Origin of the sequence: Lacrimispora amygdalina (assembly GCF_900205965.1) — a bacterium.
Classification (GTDB): domain Bacteria; phylum Bacillota; class Clostridia; order Lachnospirales; family Lachnospiraceae; genus Lacrimispora; species Lacrimispora amygdalina_A.
In genome coordinates, this window is the sequence record NZ_OAOF01000001.1 from 412,979 (window position 1) to 428,941 (window position 15,963).

The window sequence follows — 15,963 nt, forward strand, 5'->3', positions numbered from 1 at the left end:
CTCCTCTCACTTTCATGCAATCAATTTAGCACATCTTATCCAGTACTGATGAAGATACCCTTTCATTCACCTGATTACAGGTGTCAAAATACCTTCTGTAATATTCCGTATACATTAAATCAATCAAAAACAACTGACTGATTTCCGAGGATGTGGAACCTCCCTGCAAAGGTCCTTCATTCGCTCCGCAAAGCAGCGTTACGTCGGCAAATGAGGTGAGCGGAGATTTTACAAAGCGGGTGATGCAGATCGTAGCAGCACCGGCCTTTTTTGCAAGCTCTGCAACATGAATGGTATCTTTTGTAGCACCTGAATAGGAAAATATCACAGCTACTTCTCCCTCCCCCAGCATGGAGGCAACCATCGCCTGCATATGGGAATCCGATACACAGGACACCTTGGGTTCAATTCTTAAGAACTTATTTGCAGCTTTCATGGCGGATAGCATGCTCGCTCCCACCCCAAAGAAACATATCCTTTTTGCTTCGTGAAGATAACGAATTACCTGGTCGAAGCTTTCCTCATTTAATAAGGAATACGTTTCTTCCAGTGCGCTCATATTTGTGTTAAGAACCTTCCTGGATACTTCCGCAAAGGTATCTTTCAGGCTGATATCTCCTTCTAAACGCCCCTGTCCCGTAGTCTCATCATGCAGACCCAGGGATAACTGCATCTTAAATTCCTGATATCCTTTCAGCTCCAATGTTTTGCAAAAGCGAAATACACTGGTATCTCCAACTTCACACGCTTCAGCCAGATCAGTAATGGACATAAACAGCACCTCTCTGTAATTCTGGAGTATATAATCCGCTACTTTTCGTTCAGCCTTTGTAAACTGATTATATTCTGCACGAATCCTGGTTAAAAAATCACCTTTCATCACTCTGTTTCTCCCTTTTTATCTGTTTTTTCTCCTATGCGGCACCCCGCACCGGTTATAAAATCACGGGTTATCTCTCTGGGTCTTGTAATGGCACTCCCTACTACTGCCGCCCATGCGCCCGCTTTGAATACAGCTTTCAGCTGATCCGGGTTTTTAATACCACCTTCTGCAATCACAGGTCTCCCACTGTCTGAGGAAAGCCTCCTGATTAGTTCCAGATTAGGAAGAACGGCGTTTTGAGTATACTGGGTATAGCCGCATAAAGTCGTCCCGATCAGATCAATTCCCATATGAGCAGCAAGCATCCCCTCTTCGTAATCAGAGCAGTCTGCCATAAAAAGCTGAACCGGAAATTTTAATCTGATCTTTCTCAAAAAATCTGACAGCTTATCTCCATCCGGCCGTGGTCTGTGCGTACAGTCCAGGGCAATGATGTCCACCCCCTCAAAAACAAGGGCTTCCACTTCTTTCATAGTAGGTGTAATAACAATCTCTGCTCCTTTATATCTTTGCTTTATAATGCCAATTATGGGTAAGTCTATATTTTTTTTAATTTCACGTATATCAGATATGGAATTGGCACGGATACCAACCGCACCGCCTTCCATGGCCGCATATGCCATTCGCGACATAATATAAGAACTGAAAAGAGGCTCATCCGGCAGAGCCTGGCATGAGACTATCAGTCCGCCCGCCAACCGGTCGAATATCGCATTCTCCATTTTCCTACCTCCCTTATCTAAACAAAGTAATCATATCACAGATGAAAAAGGTATTTCAATATAAAGCAGTAAGAGATATCGATAAAATTAAGATTATTTTCACATAATTTTCCAGCAATCTGCGTAGGGTTTATGATATAATAAGGAAATCGTAAAGACAGTCATTATATAAGGAGTAAGAAATCATGAAAAAGATAATAAGCGCCGCATGCATGTCTCTCGCAATCTTATTTACAGGGATCCTTTTCTTATTGAATCCTGATTCAGCGGACAGCAGATCCGGCGCATCAGAAGAACTGCTTCATATATTTAATAACGAACAGGAACAGGATTTGCATATCATGGCATTGGGACCCGGGATTAATAACCTCTCAGCCTCTGATGAATTTTCCACGTATCAGTGGGGCTTAAAAAATGATGGTGAATTCCGCCTCATCGAAATGGTACAGAAATTTAAGAACGTAGATAATCCATACAGCGAAAGCGGCATCTCAGGCAATCTTACCGCTCCAAAGCCGGGTCCTGGAAATTATGAAGCAAAAGTTACCCATGCAGTTTCAGGAATAGACATTAACATTCAGCCAGCCTGGGCTCTCTATGATCAGGCAGAAAATAAGCGATCTGTTATTGTTGCAATTATTGATACAGGAATTGATATCGGCCATCAGGAGCTGCAGAATGCGATCTGGACAAACCCAGGGGAGACAGATGGAGACGGCATTGATAACGATGGCAATGGTTATGCAGATGATATTCATGGCTGGAACTTTTATACAAATAACAATCAGGTCTTTGCCGGCAGCGAGGACAGCCACGGCACCCATGCAGCCGGAACAATCGGTGCATCAAGAGGGAGTTTTGGAATTGCAGGTATCACGGACAACAACTATGTCAAAATCATGCCGTTAAAAGCTCTGGGAGGAAAAGAAGGTGTGGGTTCTCCTTCAGCAGTAATCAATGCGATTCACTATGCAGAACAGAATGGAGCTTCCATCTGCAACTTAAGTATGGGAACAACCGGATACAGCGAAGAGCTTGCCCAGACAATTAAGAATTCCCATATGCTTTTTGTTGTCTCCTGCGGCAATGGAGGAATATCCGGCCTCGGTTATAATACCGACGTATATCCGGTTTATCCTGCATCACTTCCATATGATAATGTTATCTCTGTAGCAAATATCCTGTTTGACGGTTCCTTAAGCAAGGATTCCAATTACGGAGCGGCAAGCGTAGATATAGCTGCACCCGGAACCTATATCCTAAGCACTATACCGGATAATTCCTATGGTTATATGAGCGGAACTTCTATGGCAGCTCCTATGGTTACAGGTGTTGCAGCCATGCTTTATTCGTATCGTACAGATATTAGTTTAGCCGATGTGAAGAACATTATTATCAACTCCAGCAGAAAACTGGATACGCTTTCAGGTAAACTGGTAAGTGGAGGTCTCCTGGATGCTTACAGTGCTTTAACCTGGAAATAATGCATCTGATTCAAATACAAAGCAAGAAAAAAGCTGCCATGAATTAATTCATGACAGCTTTTTTCTATTTCTCTAATGCTCTCCACTTAAAGTTTGGAATCACATCAGACCATTTTTGTATACCAATAATTGATTTTGCAAACTCTGTTGTTTCTAAAGTACTCTTTTTCTTATCTATCTCATGGAACACCTGCCAGATCTTGCGCCGTCTGGTCGCCACAATATCATCTCCCTTAGTCATGTCACAGGCCCAGAGTCCAAAGGCAAGACCGCTTCTGACTTCCAGGGGAGCATCCACCTGCCGGCTTAAGATATAAGCGTCAATATAAGGATTGCTGTCAACCATGTAATAGGAATAAGCATAGGCTGCAGCCTGTATCTGGGAAACATCTTCACCAGACTGGGTTTTTGCCGTAAATCCCTGTTCCGTCAGAATAATATGTCTTACCTTTCCGGTAGGCGATTTCAGACAATCCTGAGCCATATAGTCAGTCAGTGTATTTAAATTCTTAAAATTAATAACCGGTGAATCAAAATCATTGGTGATTAAACCGGTTTTGTCATCGTCCCAGAATTCCGGCTCAGTCATCGGGCATGGATATGGATGATACGATAATCCCCAGTCCATCTGCCCCTGCTCATTGGCAATGGCATTGAAAGCATCAATCACTTCTTTACCGCCGTATTTCAGTTTATGATCAATCTCATTATTCCAGTTATAATCCAGGGAGAAGTAAACCCGGTCATTGGCACTGGTGCTTTTAATTGCGGTGTAGAATACGCGGAATGCATTCTGATATGCATGAAGGTAGCTGGTTAAATCTCTGGCTCCTACGTAGTTCCACTGCTGATTGTTGATTTCATTCCCTATAATCCAGTTGGATATCTTACCATAATTGGGATTGGTGCCATTATAACGCTCAGCCAGAAATGAGGCTATTGCTCTTGTCTGTTCATATCCTTCCGGCGTCGCAGTATTAAACATGTAATAGAATGCCTTGGAATTTTTCTTGGTCCCAGGATAGATCAGGTCAGGATTGGAAGGATTCCAGCCATTCAAAATAATCGCAGTAACAGTCATTCCTTTTCCTGAGAGAGCGCTGATGGTCTCATCGTAACTCTTTATGGCATTAGTATCAAAATGATAGGTTTTTCCGTCATATTGATACTCAATTCCCTGTCCCAGAATCTGGTGGAATGAAATATTCGTAGCCACATGTTTCACTCCCAGTTCAAATGCATCTCCCAGCATGTTAAGCTGAATGTTTAACCCCTTTTTAGTAAGGGGATCACTGAACTCTTTCTTATTAGCAGCAACTGCCTCCGGATTGGTTATGTAATGAGGTTTACTCACAGGTATGTACTTGCTGCCATCCCAGACAGCCACAACAAATCTGCTGTAAAGTCTGTCCTGTATAGTATTACGATTCAGGGAAAAAGTAAATGCGGCAGAGTCTCCTAAAGATGCTTTGGCTGCATAATCCGTTCTTCCTTCCAGGCTGTTTTGATAGGGCTGAAGCTCTACCAGATAAAGTACACCATCCGTTCCTTCAGCAGGTGCATGATTTGAAACCTTTACCGTTACGCTGGTTAAATCTGAATTAACGAGACAGGACTGAATAACCGCCTGATCATCGGTAAATACTTCATCCGCCAGCGAAACGAATGCAGATGCACAGCATAAAAATCCTGCCGCCAAAAGTCCGGTAAAGAATCTGCCTATTTTAAATTTATTCATTTCGCATTTCCTCCATGTAGTCTTAATCAAGATACCCTACAATGATACCTAATTTCCCTGATTTTTACAATAACGTTTTTATTACGTATTTGTAATAAAACCTTAAGGCGTGGAACAACCGCCCACAAGGGGTTTACCCTAATTAGGAAAGAGAAGCCACCCGTACCTGATAAAACGAATGTAAGTAATGCCAGAATGAAAAGACCAAAGGTCATAAGATCTTTAAAGTCAAACTTCATAAGCCTATGGTAATATATCCCATTTAAATGTGCAATTACTTTTCACAGACAATAGGTGTTATAACGGCCCTACTTTGAACTCTTTTCTGGTATGATCCGGATGCCATCATTACAAAGTATTGAACCTTATCGCAGTAGCAAACCAGAAAAGATTCCTGCGCTCGTCCCCAGGTACAAGCCACCTGAGTATCAATTTTATGATCTCCTCATTCGACACTAATGTTGAAAACCTGGCGCACCACAAGACAAAAAAAGCCGAAACCCCTATAAAATAAGGGCTCGGCTTTTAAATTTAATTATTCAACGATAGTAGCAACTCTACCTGAACCTACAGTACGTCCACCTTCACGGATAGCGAAACGAAGACCCTGCTCCATAGCTACTGGGTGAATCAGTTCAACTGTCATTTCTACATTATCGCCAGGCATACACATCTCTGTGCCAGCTGGTAAATCGCAAACACCAGTTACGTCAGTTGTTCTGAAGTAGAACTGAGGTCTGTAGTTGTTGAAGAAAGGAGTATGACGTCCACCTTCATCTTTTGTCAGAACGTAAACCTGAGCTGTAAATTTCTTATGGCAATTTACAGAACCTGGTTTAACAAGACACTGTCCTCTTTCGATTTCAGTTCTCTGAACACCACGAAGTAATGCGCCGATGTTATCACCAGCCTGAGCTTCGTCAAGTAACTTACGGAACATTTCGATTCCAGTTACAACAACTTTACGAGTCTCTTCATGGATACCAACGATTTCAACTTCATCAGATACATGTAATGTACCACGCTCTACTCTACCAGTAGCAACAGTACCACGGCCTGTGATGGAGAAAACGTCCTCGATTGGCATTAAGAATGGCTTGTCTGTTTCACGAACTGGATCTGGAACCCACTCGTCAACTGCCTTCATTAATTCAAGAACTTTGTCGCCCCAAGCGCCTGAAGGATCTTCAAGAGCCTTTAAAGCAGATCCCTGGATGATTGGTGTATCATCGCCTGGGAATTCATACTCGTTTAACAGCTCACGGATTTCCATGTCTACTAATTCAAGTAATTCAGCATCGTCAACCATATCACACTTGTTCATGAATACAACGATGTAAGGAACGCCTACCTGACGGGAAAGCAGGATGTGCTCTCTTGTCTGAGCCATAACACCATCGGTAGCAGCTACAACTAAGATAGCGCCATCCATCTGAGCAGCACCAGTGATCATGTTCTTAACGTAGTCAGCATGTCCTGGGCAGTCAACGTGTGCATAGTGTCTCTTCTCTGTCTCATACTCAACGTGAGATGTAGAGATAGTGATTCCACGCTCTCTCTCTTCCGGAGCCTTATCGATGTTATCGAAAGCTACTGCCTCTCCAGTACCTAATCTCTCATGAAGTGTCTTTGTGATAGCAGCTGTTAAAGTAGTTTTACCGTGGTCAACGTGACCAATGGTACCGATGTTACAATGGGTTTTGTTTCTTTCAAACTTAGCTTTAGCCATTTTATAACGTCCTCCTTAATTTATGCTCTTTCTGAGCTTAATTATATGTTAGGCTGTTTTTTATTATATGCTATTTGTGCACTATTTTCAAGCCTATTTGAGGGATTCCGGGCGGACTTCACAGCCCGGAATCCAGTGGAACCTGTTAGGAATTATTTGCCCTTTTTCTCTGTAAGAACTTTTTCCTGAATATTCTTCGGTACCTGCTCATATTTCTCAAAGAACATAGAGAAGTTACCGCGGCCCTGAGTTCTGGACCGTAAATCTGTGGAATAACCAAACATCTCGGAAAGCGGAACGTATGCTTTGATTAACTTACCGCCGCCGATGTCATCCATACCTTCGATACGGCCACGACGGGAGTTGATATCACCGATAACGTCGCCCATATATTCTTCCGGCATAGTTACTTCAACCTTCATGATCGGCTCAAGCAGAATGGAACCACCCTTGTTCATCGCATCCTTAAACGCCATAGAACCAGCAATGTGGAATGCCATTTCACTGGAATCGACTTCATGGTAGGAACCGTCGTATACAGTAGCCTTAACACCCACTACCGGGAATCCGCCAAGAATACCAGCCTTTGTCGCTTCCTCAATACCTTCCCCAACTGCAGGAATGTACTCTTTTGGAATAGCACCGCCGACAACAGCTGACTCGAACTTGAACAGTTCTTCGCCGTTGGCATCCATCGGCTCAAAGCGAACCTTACAGTGACCATACTGACCACGTCCACCAGACTGCTTTGCATACTTGCTGTCAACATCAACTGGCTTTGTAAAGGTTTCTTTGTAAGCAACCTGAGGAGCACCTACGTTTGCTTCTACGTTAAATTCACGAAGCAGACGATCAACAATGATCTCAAGATGAAGCTCACCCATACCGGAAATGATAACCTGACCAGTCTCCTGATTGGTTTTCGCACGGAATGTAGGATCTTCTTCAGCAAGCTTTGCCAAAGCTTCGCCCATCTTGCCCTGACCAGCTTTGGTCTTTGGCTCGATCGCGATATCGATAACCGGCTCTGGGAATTCCATGGATTCAAGAATTACCGGATGCTGATCATCACAGATGGTATCACCAGTTGTGGTAATCTTGAAGCCAACAGCTGCCGCGATATCTCCTGAATACACTTTGTCTAACTCACTTCTCTTGTTTGCATGCATCTGAAGGATACGTCCAACACGTTCTTTTTTGCCTTTGGTAGCATTCAGTACATAAGAACCGGAATTCATGATACCGGAATATACACGGAAGAATGCAAGCTTTCCAACGAACGGATCAGTCATGATCTTAAATGCAAGTGCGGAGAACGGCTCATCATCAGAAGAGTGACGTTCAATTTCATTGCCATCCATATCAACACCCTTGATAGAAGGAATGTCAGTAGGAGCAGGCATAAATTCAAGAATTGCATCAAGAAGCTTCTGAACGCCTTTGTTTCTATATGCGCTTCCGCAGCATACAGGAATGGCTGTACAGTTACAGGTTGCAGCTCTTAAACCTTTCTTTAATTCTTCAACAGAAGGCTCTTCACCCTCTAAATACTGCATCATCAGCTCATCGTCTAATTCGCAGATTTTCTCTACTAACTCTCCACGGTAAAGCTCTGCATCGTCTTTCATATCCTCAGGGATATCAACGATAGAGATATCATCACCCTTGTCATCGTTATAGATATATGCTTTCATCTCAAACAGATCGATGATTCCTTTGAATTCATCTTCTGCTCCGATAGGAAGCTGGATGCAGATAGCATTCTTACCAAGACGGGTCTTGATCTGCTCTACTGCACCGAAAAAGTTTGCACCCATGATATCCATCTTGTTGATGAATGCCATACGGGGTACGTTGTAGGTATCAGCCTGACGCCATACGTTCTCGGACTGTGGTTCTACACCGCCCTTAGCGCAGAATACGCCGACTGCACCATCCAGCACTCGAAGGGAGCGCTCTACTTCAACAGTAAAGTCAACGTGTCCTGGAGTATCAATAATATTGATACGATGCTCTAATGCACCTGGTTTTACCTTGGTGTTTTCGTGCATGGTCCAGTGACAGGTTGTAGCTGCCGAAGTAATTGTGATACCTCTCTCCTGCTCCTGTTCCATCCAGTCCATGGTAGCAGTTCCTTCATGTGTATCACCGATTTTGTAGTTTACACCAGTATAATAGAGGATACGCTCGGTCAATGTGGTCTTTCCTGCATCGATGTGGGCCATAATACCAATATTTCTGGTTCTTTCCAATGGATATTCTCTTCCAGCCAAAGCTTTTTCCTCCTATTAGAATCTGTAGTGAGCAAATGCCTTGTTTGCTTCAGCCATCTTGTGCATATCTTCTTTCTTCTTCACAGCTGCACCGGTGTTGTTAGCAGCATCAAGGAGCTCATTTGCCAGTCTCTCTTCCTGAGTTTTCTCTCCTCTTTTACGAGAGTAAAGAGTGATCCATCTCAGGGCCAATGCCTGTCTTCTCTCTGGTTTTACTTCGATCGGTACCTGATAAGTAGCTCCACCGATACGTTTTGCCTTTACCTCAAGTACAGGCATAATGTTGTTCATCGCTTCTTCGAAGACTTCAACGGCTGGTTTGCCGGCTTTTGCTTCGATACGGCCGAATGCACCGTATACGATCTTCTGAGCAACACCTCTTTTACCATCTAACATAATGTTGTTAATTAACTTTGTAACAACCTTGTTATTGTAAAGCGGGTCTGCTAATACGTCTCTTTTTTGAGTATGTCCTTTACGTGGCACGTTACTTCCCTCCTTAATATCGCCGTCTTTTCATACGAATAAACAGCTATTCATTAGATCCTCGGTACTCACAAACATTTTAGTTGCGTTCGCGCTCGGTTTCTATCTATATAATCCTGCAACCTACAGGTTCAATATCTAAAGTCCGGCACTAGAAATTCAAATGTGTGGTATAATTATTTTTTGTCTTTAGGTCTCTTAGCACCGTATTTGGAACGAGCCTGTCTTCTGTTCGCTACTCCTGCAGTATCCAGGGTACCTCTGACGATATGATATCTGGTACCTGGCAAGTCTTTTACTCTACCGCCGCGAATTAAAACAACGCTATGCTCCTGAAGGTTGTGACCCTCACCGGGGATGTAGCTTGTTACTTCGATTCCGTTTGAAAGACGAACTCTGGCGATCTTTCTGAGAGCAGAGTTAGGTTTCTTAGGGGTTGCAGTTTTTACTGCTGTACAAACGCCTCTTTTCTGAGGAGCAGAAATGTCAGTCGCCTTCTTCTGTAAAGAGTTGTAACCCTTCTGCAGAGCTGGTGCTGTGGATTTCTTAACGCCTGTCTGTCTTCCCTTTCTTACTAACTGGTTAAATGTTGGCATTCCATTCACCTCCTGTGATATTGTCTGTGGTTGCTGTCTTCTTCAGCTTAATTTACGCACAAAAACATGACGCGTTTATGCACGCCTAATTATTATATACATATTGTTTTTTTTTGTCAAGGTTTTCTTTTTTCGATATTATTGCTCTAAAAAGGACCGCCGTAACATGATAGTTACGGCAGTCCGGATTCTTTTTTTATTACTCGCTCAGTTCTTTCAGCTTTTCATTGATCAGTCCATCCATTTCTTCTGTATATTGATCAACGGTCAGTTTACCTGCAAGAACCTCTACAAGCTTATCACGCAGATCACTCTGAACCGCTCCTGTCAGTGCCTGATACCCCCACTCTGCGCCGGGCCGGGAAGAAGTTGCAGCCAGTTCCTTAGAAAAAATATTAAAATATTCCTTGCCAAAGGCATAATTTAAACTTTCATTTCCCTTTACCTGAGATAAGTAGCTGTTTTCTTCGCAGTATTTTGCGTTATTCTCCGCCTTTGAGATCCATTCAATGAATTCTGCTGCTTCCTTTTCCACTCCCGTATTCTTAAAAGCTGCCAGATACTTTCCGCCCGGTACGGAAGAGCGCATTGCTTCTTTTGGAAGATACGTCACTCCCCAGTCAAAGTCCGTAATCTGATCTTTGTAATTAGCAATCATCCAGCTACCGGAAAAATGCATTGCTACCTGACCGGTACGGAATAAATTATTTGGATTTTCAGAGCCGAGCCATACAGAGGAAGGAACAATGCCTTCATCATGAAGATCTTTAAAAAACTGTATGGCGTGTTTGTTTTCTTCTGTATTGAAATCTGAGGCATTTAACTCCTCATTCAAAAGTCCGCCTCCTGACTGGTAAAGAAGGGTTGTAAATCTCTGGGGCGATTTATCGTAGACAAGACCGTATTTACAGCCGCCTTTTTCCATAACCGTTTTCATGGCTGCCTTCCACTCATCCCAGGTCCAGATCTCATCTTCTGACTGGGGAACTGTAACACCGGCCTTATCAAAAGCAGTCTTATTATAAATAAGTCCATTTGCTGTTACATCCATGGGAGCCGCCAGCACCCTGCCGTCAAAAACAAATTTTAAGCCCTCCCCAAAGCTGGTTGCAAACATATCCTTATCTGATACGTATTCCCCCAGATCCACAAGCTGATTCTGAAATGGTCCTAAATTAGTGAGTCTGGCAATAGCAGGAGCTTCCTTTCCGTTAATCATGTTTTTGATCTTGTTCTCCATATCAGAGTATGGAACCTCAATCAGCTCAATTTTGATATCCGGATGCTCTTTCATGTATTCATCAGCTAGCTTCATGAAAGATTCTCCTTCCTTGTTGTCGCTAAACCACACCACGTCCAGCTTTTTCTCTTTGCTTTCCGCCTGTTTCCCCCCGCCGGAACAGCCAGTTAAAGCACCAAACGCCAACACCCCCATAAGCAGCCACGATACCGTTTTTTTCATAAAACACCTCTCCTTTGTTATTTAATACACTTATTTTATCATTTACAGCAGTTCAAAAACCCCATATTTCAGAGATGAAATCACTCTTTTTTGCTCTTTTTTGACTGGGCGTATTTTTTCGGTGTAATTCCCGTCATCTTTTTAAATACAGCGATAAAATGGCTGTCACTGTTATAGGATAGCCTCAGCGCAACATCGGTGACTGAGTGCCCCTTCTTTAAAAGAGCTTTAGCAGCAATGATCTTCTGGTTTGCCACATACTGGGTCAGGGTAAAACCCGTCTCCTTTTTAAAATAGTGGCTTAAATAATACCGGTTCATATAAAACCTTCCTGAAATCTCATTTAAATCCAGCCGTTCTTCCACATGAGCTGTGATGTACTTTTTCAGCTGCTCAATTCTTTCCCGGTAAAGTACCGGATCCTTAAATTCCTCTTCCGATTTCTCTTCAAACTCCAAAACAGTCTTACTTTTTTCCTTCTCCATAAAAAACTGATACATTTCATTGACAGAGGCAATCAGCTCCAGTATGGACAGCTTCACCCTCACGGTTGATTCAGCCCTGTCCCTGTTTTCTGAATGAATGTTTTGTTCTATTTTTTCGAAGAACTTCTCCAATTTCTGCAGATTTTCGCCGCATAAATGAAGCCGATGAAGAAATGGATCAGGGCGGTTCTCAAAGAAACGGGAAAAATCGTAATGAAATACTTCAGCCATCTGGGTGAGCAGTTCAGGCTCAAACATCAGTACGTACCTGTAATAGGTATTCCCTGTTCCACCGCTGGTCCTGTGGTATTCCTTGTTATTAATCAGGAATAAATCTCCTGACCGTACATGATATATGCGGTTGCCAATTTCCATCAATGCCCCGTCAGTGAGAAATAATATAATCTCATACTGGTTGTGAAAGTGGAACCCCTGCATTGCCCAGTTCTCAGAGCTTCCATGAAAATAATACAATGAGTCAAATTCTTCAAAAAAAACCCGTTCTTTCATCTTCACAACCAGTCCCTTCTAATGCCAATAAGAATTCATGGCCTCTTGCAGTACCAAAATCATAAGTGCCTGTCCATAAGTCATGGGGCAGCACGGAATTGTCTTGTAAAATTCCCCGTCAAGTCCAATCGGAGTACCGTAGGAAACATTATTAACCGTACCGTCTTCTTCAATATAATTTAAAATATGTATCATACCTTTTTCAATTAATCCAAGATACTCTTCTTTTTTTAATATTCCAAGGCGCACTCCCTTCATGATTCCATACAAAAATGCAGCACTGCAGGATATCTCTATATAGGAAGATTCATCATTTATGATGGTATGCCATAAGCCGGTTTCCGGATCTGCATAACGTTTCAGTGCTTCTACCTGATTATTGTAAACACTTAAAAAGTACCGTTTCATACCTTCGTCCATGGGAATCTCCTCCAGTAACTCCATGATGACAATGGTGTACCAGCAGTTACCTCTTCCCCATAAAACTTTGCCGTAATTATCATTTCTCTGAAAATTAAAACCGTGATAAAACAGTCCCTCTTCTTTGTTTAATAAATATTTGACATGAGAAAGAATCTGATAGTCAGCCTCATCGTAATATTCCTTCCGTCCAAGAATCTTTCCTGCCCTTGCAAGAAATAAAACTGCCATAAACAGCGTATCGATCAAGATCTCATGATCATTGGCACTTCCTGTAATCATATGCTGGAAGCAGCCGTCTCCTGTCCGGATCAGCTTTTGATCCTTCATCATCCAGTCAGACCAGTCTCTGATAAATTCCAGGTATTCCGGCTTTCTGGTTTTTTCATACAGATAAGTCAGGGTGAGCATGGGAGAAGTGGTATTCACGTTATGCTCCAGAATCCCTTCCCTGATCCGGCTGTCATACCAGTCAGCGATAAAGTCCAGAATTTCTTTTTTCTGACTTACCTCATAATACTTGTAAAGCCCGAAAATCCCCACTCCCTGGGGCCATTCCCAGCAGTTAAAATCAATCAGACTAATGGGGTATATTTCTTTCATCCCATTGTTTCTTAAAACCATCATTTTCTCTGATACCAAATTCAGTTTTTCTTCCAGTGTCTTTGAATCTGTCACTTTGTTCTCTCCCTCCATCTGATTGTTCCCACAATTGTTTCCGGATAATGATATACCTCTTCCCCGTTGACCTTTAGTATGGTTTCCGGCTCCAGAAGATATTCGGTGCCTTTTTCATCTGTTACGAGAGTACTGTTACCATCTGTGTTGATCTTAAGTTCTTTAAATGCTGAAAATACAGCGTCCAGACTTCCATACTCGCTTAAGCTGCCAACCCTTACCACCCAGACATTATCTTTTCCCTGGCTGATAAACTCCCGGAACTGATTCGGCCCATGTTCCTGTATGGTAAGTCCGTGAAGGGCTTTTACTGCTATATAGGCACCTCCCTTTTCCAGAACCACTACCCCTTCCTCGCCTTTATAACGGGAAAATGCGCAGATGGGAATGTAGGCATGAGTATAACCGATTCTCTCTTCTTCCTCAATATGAAATCTTAAAATCGCTGTATTTTCATATTGGGCTCCCAGTGGAAGTACACCGTTTCCTGCCCAGAAATTAGGTCTTCCGCTTCCATAAGGAAACGATTCCCCCGGGTGATTGATAAACAGCTGTGCTGTTTCATCCAGCGCTGCCTGTAATATATGTTCCTGATACCCTTTCTGAAAGGGTTTAAAGCCTACCGCTGTGGAAAGAAGCGCACGGCTGTTTTTGTAAAGATAGAGATTGACATGATTTTCAAATCCCTGGGTATTCTGATGAATCATTTCTTCATCATCGTTTAACTGAGCATATTTTTTATACTCCTCAGGCGGCTGGTAGGTCCCAAGTATGAGAGAAATGTATCCAATACAGGCCCTGTTTAAATAGCCTGTATTATAAGCCACATAAAGCAGAGACGTTGTTCCGGCATTATAATTCCCCTTCATCTCCTTTTCATAGCTCCTTCCAAAGCTTGTCATAACAGCTCCTTTATGGGCATTCACTGCCAGGGAATAAAAAATCATATCCAATGCTTTTTTCGCTTTTTGATGCAGCGGGTTTCCTTCCTCCGTAAGATTGTAAAGGGTACCGATTCCCAGTACATCCACTGGAATATAAGCATTGGAGTTCCATTCTGTAATAAATTCCCTGAAAAAGTCTTCAAACCACTGATGGAGCAGTTCCTCTCCTTTTGCCTTTACTTCTGCACCCGTCCTGCCGCTATTGACAAAGATCCGTTCAGGCAGATACGATCCTGTTAAGTACTGGCAGCAATGGAACAACAGGGCGTGGTTTTCACTGAAAAACCACATGACATCGTCTCCAGGCTCATCGATCCAGTATCTGTAATTCACCATCGTCTCTTCCAGCGCTTCTTTCAGGGTATCTGAAAGCCGGCTGTTATATACCCGGTAAATATAAATCATCATTATGAAATGGAAATCGGAACAATCCTTTCTGCTTCTGACTCCTTCCAGCTCTTCCAGTAATATCTCTTCTGCCCGTTGATATTCCCTCTCCATATAAAGCAGAGCCGCAGCCTTATATGTGTTATCCGGTGCAAATCGAAGAACTGCGTCAAAGGCCAGTTTTTTGCGTACATCCATGTCCTCATTTCCGCTTAGAAGAAATTCATTTCTTACCAGCTGATTGCCTATTTTTCTCTTTATAGTAATTCCATGATAGGTGACTACGGCTGTAAAATAATAATATCCCGGCGAAATTTCATCGGTGTGAAACAGTTCCAGCCCCATCTGGCCAGGTTCCATGATATATTTTCTGGTTTTTATAAGTTTCCATGAATTTTCCATTTTTTCTATAAATTCGCCCGGTGTAATAATCACTTCCAGATCCAGAGGATGTTCAAATGGATTATTCAGATTCATTTTCATAGACTCACTGATATAAGCCTCTTTATCAAAGCTCATTCCATTGAGCATATGTTCTATCTTTGATAAAACGGTTTCAGCCACCTCTTCTTTCACAGGTATGAGAATTTTTAAATCTGCTCCTCCCAGCCGTTTCATACGGAAATAATAATCCGTATCCCGCTCAGCCAGATCATCGAGACATACCACCATGGAATTTTCCCCGTTTAACAGGGGGATGGATACTACTGTCTTCTTTACCATATTCCTGGTAAAAGGTGTAAAATCACAGATAAGCTGACCATTGACCCAGACTGTTAAGCCTCCACAAGTCTCCAGTTCGAAATCAATCTGTTCCTTTCGATCAGACCAAAGCACGGTATAACCGTGCATTCTTAAATAAGTGGGGCGGTAATAAAAGCCAGATGCATCCACTCCCGGATTTCCAAATGGAAAATACTGCTTCAGCATAACCCCGTTTGTTATATCTGCCAGATCAGGATAATCAGGAACTTCGGATTTCCTTTGATTAACAAATTCCTTTCTGCATGGGTTTTCGTGAATAGCAAATCCTTTCTTCAGCCATTCGTTCACCCTTCCGTTTAACGTTGATCTGGTAAACTCCCGAACCTGTGTTTGAACCTCACTTATGAGGAAGCGATTGACAAATCCTTCCGCAAACAGCGGATATTCCAAGTACTTCATGC

The 15,963-nt window shown here is 42.6% G+C and carries 12 protein-coding genes; 1 reads left to right on the top strand and 11 read right to left on the bottom strand.

The window, feature by feature from the left end; translation table 11 throughout:
* Window positions 1–25: 25 nt before the first annotated feature.
* Together CRO04_RS02020 and CRO04_RS02025 are read right to left on the bottom strand one after the other, a co-directional pair.
* Window positions 26–880, bottom strand: a complete 855-nt coding sequence (locus CRO04_RS02020) for a MurR/RpiR family transcriptional regulator (protein ID WP_097002551.1) — start codon at window positions 878–880, stop codon at window positions 26–28.
* Window positions 880–1,605, bottom strand: coding sequence for an N-acetylmannosamine-6-phosphate 2-epimerase (locus CRO04_RS02025; protein WP_097002552.1), 726 nt, complete (start codon window positions 1,603–1,605; stop codon window positions 880–882). Before CRO04_RS02025 ends, CRO04_RS02020 begins: the two co-directional genes overlap by 1 nt.
* A 185-nt stretch (window positions 1,606–1,790) precedes the next feature.
* Here CRO04_RS02025 and CRO04_RS02030 point away from each other — a divergent pair, with 185 nt between their 5' ends.
* On the top strand, window positions 1,791–3,089 hold the full coding sequence (locus CRO04_RS02030; RefSeq protein WP_097002553.1) for a S8 family peptidase: 1,299 nt from the start codon (window positions 1,791–1,793) through the stop codon (window positions 3,087–3,089).
* Window positions 3,090–3,153: 64 nt separating this feature from the next.
* Here the strand turns inward: CRO04_RS02030 and CRO04_RS02035 are convergent, their stop codons facing one another.
* From CRO04_RS02035 to CRO04_RS02075, 9 genes are all read right to left on the bottom strand, one after another.
* Entirely contained in the window at window positions 3,154–4,827 is a 1,674-nt protein-coding gene (locus tag CRO04_RS02035; RefSeq protein ID WP_097002554.1) for a DUF5722 domain-containing protein, read from the bottom strand.
* A 535-nt stretch (window positions 4,828–5,362) separates the two neighbouring features.
* Window positions 5,363–6,556, bottom strand: coding sequence for an elongation factor Tu (tuf, locus tag CRO04_RS02040; RefSeq protein ID WP_097002555.1), 1,194 nt, complete (start codon window positions 6,554–6,556; stop codon window positions 5,363–5,365).
* A 152-nt stretch (window positions 6,557–6,708) separates the two neighbouring features.
* Window positions 6,709–8,829 (bottom strand): elongation factor G, encoded by a 2,121-nt coding sequence (gene fusA, locus CRO04_RS02045; protein WP_097002556.1) that lies wholly within the window; start codon window positions 8,827–8,829, stop codon window positions 6,709–6,711.
* Between the two features lie 15 nt (window positions 8,830–8,844).
* Window positions 8,845–9,315: a 30S ribosomal protein S7 gene (gene rpsG, locus CRO04_RS02050; protein ID WP_097002557.1), complete on the bottom strand. Its 471-nt coding sequence runs from the start codon at window positions 9,313–9,315 to the stop codon at window positions 8,845–8,847.
* Window positions 9,316–9,491: 176 nt separating this feature from the next.
* Window positions 9,492–9,911, bottom strand: a complete 420-nt coding sequence (gene rpsL / locus CRO04_RS02055; RefSeq protein ID WP_097002558.1) for a 30S ribosomal protein S12 — start codon at window positions 9,909–9,911, stop codon at window positions 9,492–9,494.
* Between the two features lie 199 nt (window positions 9,912–10,110).
* Window positions 10,111–11,373: an ABC transporter substrate-binding protein gene (locus CRO04_RS02060; RefSeq protein ID WP_097002559.1), complete on the bottom strand. Its 1,263-nt coding sequence runs from the start codon at window positions 11,371–11,373 to the stop codon at window positions 10,111–10,113.
* A gap of 80 nt (window positions 11,374–11,453) precedes the next feature.
* Window positions 11,454–12,368, bottom strand: a complete 915-nt coding sequence (locus tag CRO04_RS02065) for an AraC family transcriptional regulator (protein WP_097002716.1) — start codon at window positions 12,366–12,368, stop codon at window positions 11,454–11,456.
* An 18-nt stretch (window positions 12,369–12,386) separates the two neighbouring features.
* Window positions 12,387–13,466 carry a glycoside hydrolase family 88/105 protein gene (locus CRO04_RS02070; protein WP_097002560.1) on the bottom strand — a complete coding sequence of 360 codons (1,080 nt, stop codon included), beginning with the start codon at window positions 13,464–13,466 and terminating at the stop codon, window positions 12,387–12,389.
* The gene (locus CRO04_RS02075) at window positions 13,463–15,961 is read right to left on the bottom strand and encodes a hypothetical protein (RefSeq protein WP_097002561.1); all 2,499 of its coding nucleotides are present in this window, start codon (window positions 15,959–15,961) and stop codon (window positions 13,463–13,465) included. The genes CRO04_RS02070 and CRO04_RS02075 overlap by 4 nt, the downstream gene beginning before the upstream one ends.
* Window positions 15,962–15,963: the final 2 nt, after the last annotated feature.

Bases quoted from the DNA above. Each gene is read 5' to 3' on its own strand.
- CRO04_RS02035 (WP_097002554.1), bottom strand. From the start codon at position 4,827: ATGAATAAATTTAAAATAGGCAGATTCTTTACCGGACTTTTGGCGGCA.
- CRO04_RS02030 (WP_097002553.1), top strand. From the start codon at position 1,791: ATGAAAAAGATAATAAGCGCCGCATGCATGTCTCTCGCAATCTTATTT.
- CRO04_RS02025 (WP_097002552.1), bottom strand. From the start codon at position 1,605: ATGGAGAATGCGATATTCGACCGGTTGGCGGGCGGACTGATAGTCTCA.
- tuf (WP_097002555.1), bottom strand. From the start codon at position 6,556: ATGGCTAAAGCTAAGTTTGAAAGAAACAAAACCCATTGTAACATCGGT.
- CRO04_RS02060 (WP_097002559.1), bottom strand. From the start codon at position 11,373: ATGAAAAAAACGGTATCGTGGCTGCTTATGGGGGTGTTGGCGTTTGGT.
- rpsL (WP_097002558.1), bottom strand. From the start codon at position 9,911: ATGCCAACATTTAACCAGTTAGTAAGAAAGGGAAGACAGACAGGCGTT.
- CRO04_RS02075 (WP_097002561.1), bottom strand. From the start codon at position 15,961: ATGAAGTACTTGGAATATCCGCTGTTTGCGGAAGGATTTGTCAATCGC.
- CRO04_RS02020 (WP_097002551.1), bottom strand. From the start codon at position 880: ATGAAAGGTGATTTTTTAACCAGGATTCGTGCAGAATATAATCAGTTT.
- CRO04_RS02065 (WP_097002716.1), bottom strand. From the start codon at position 12,368: ATGAAAGAACGGGTTTTTTTTGAAGAATTTGACTCATTGTATTATTTT.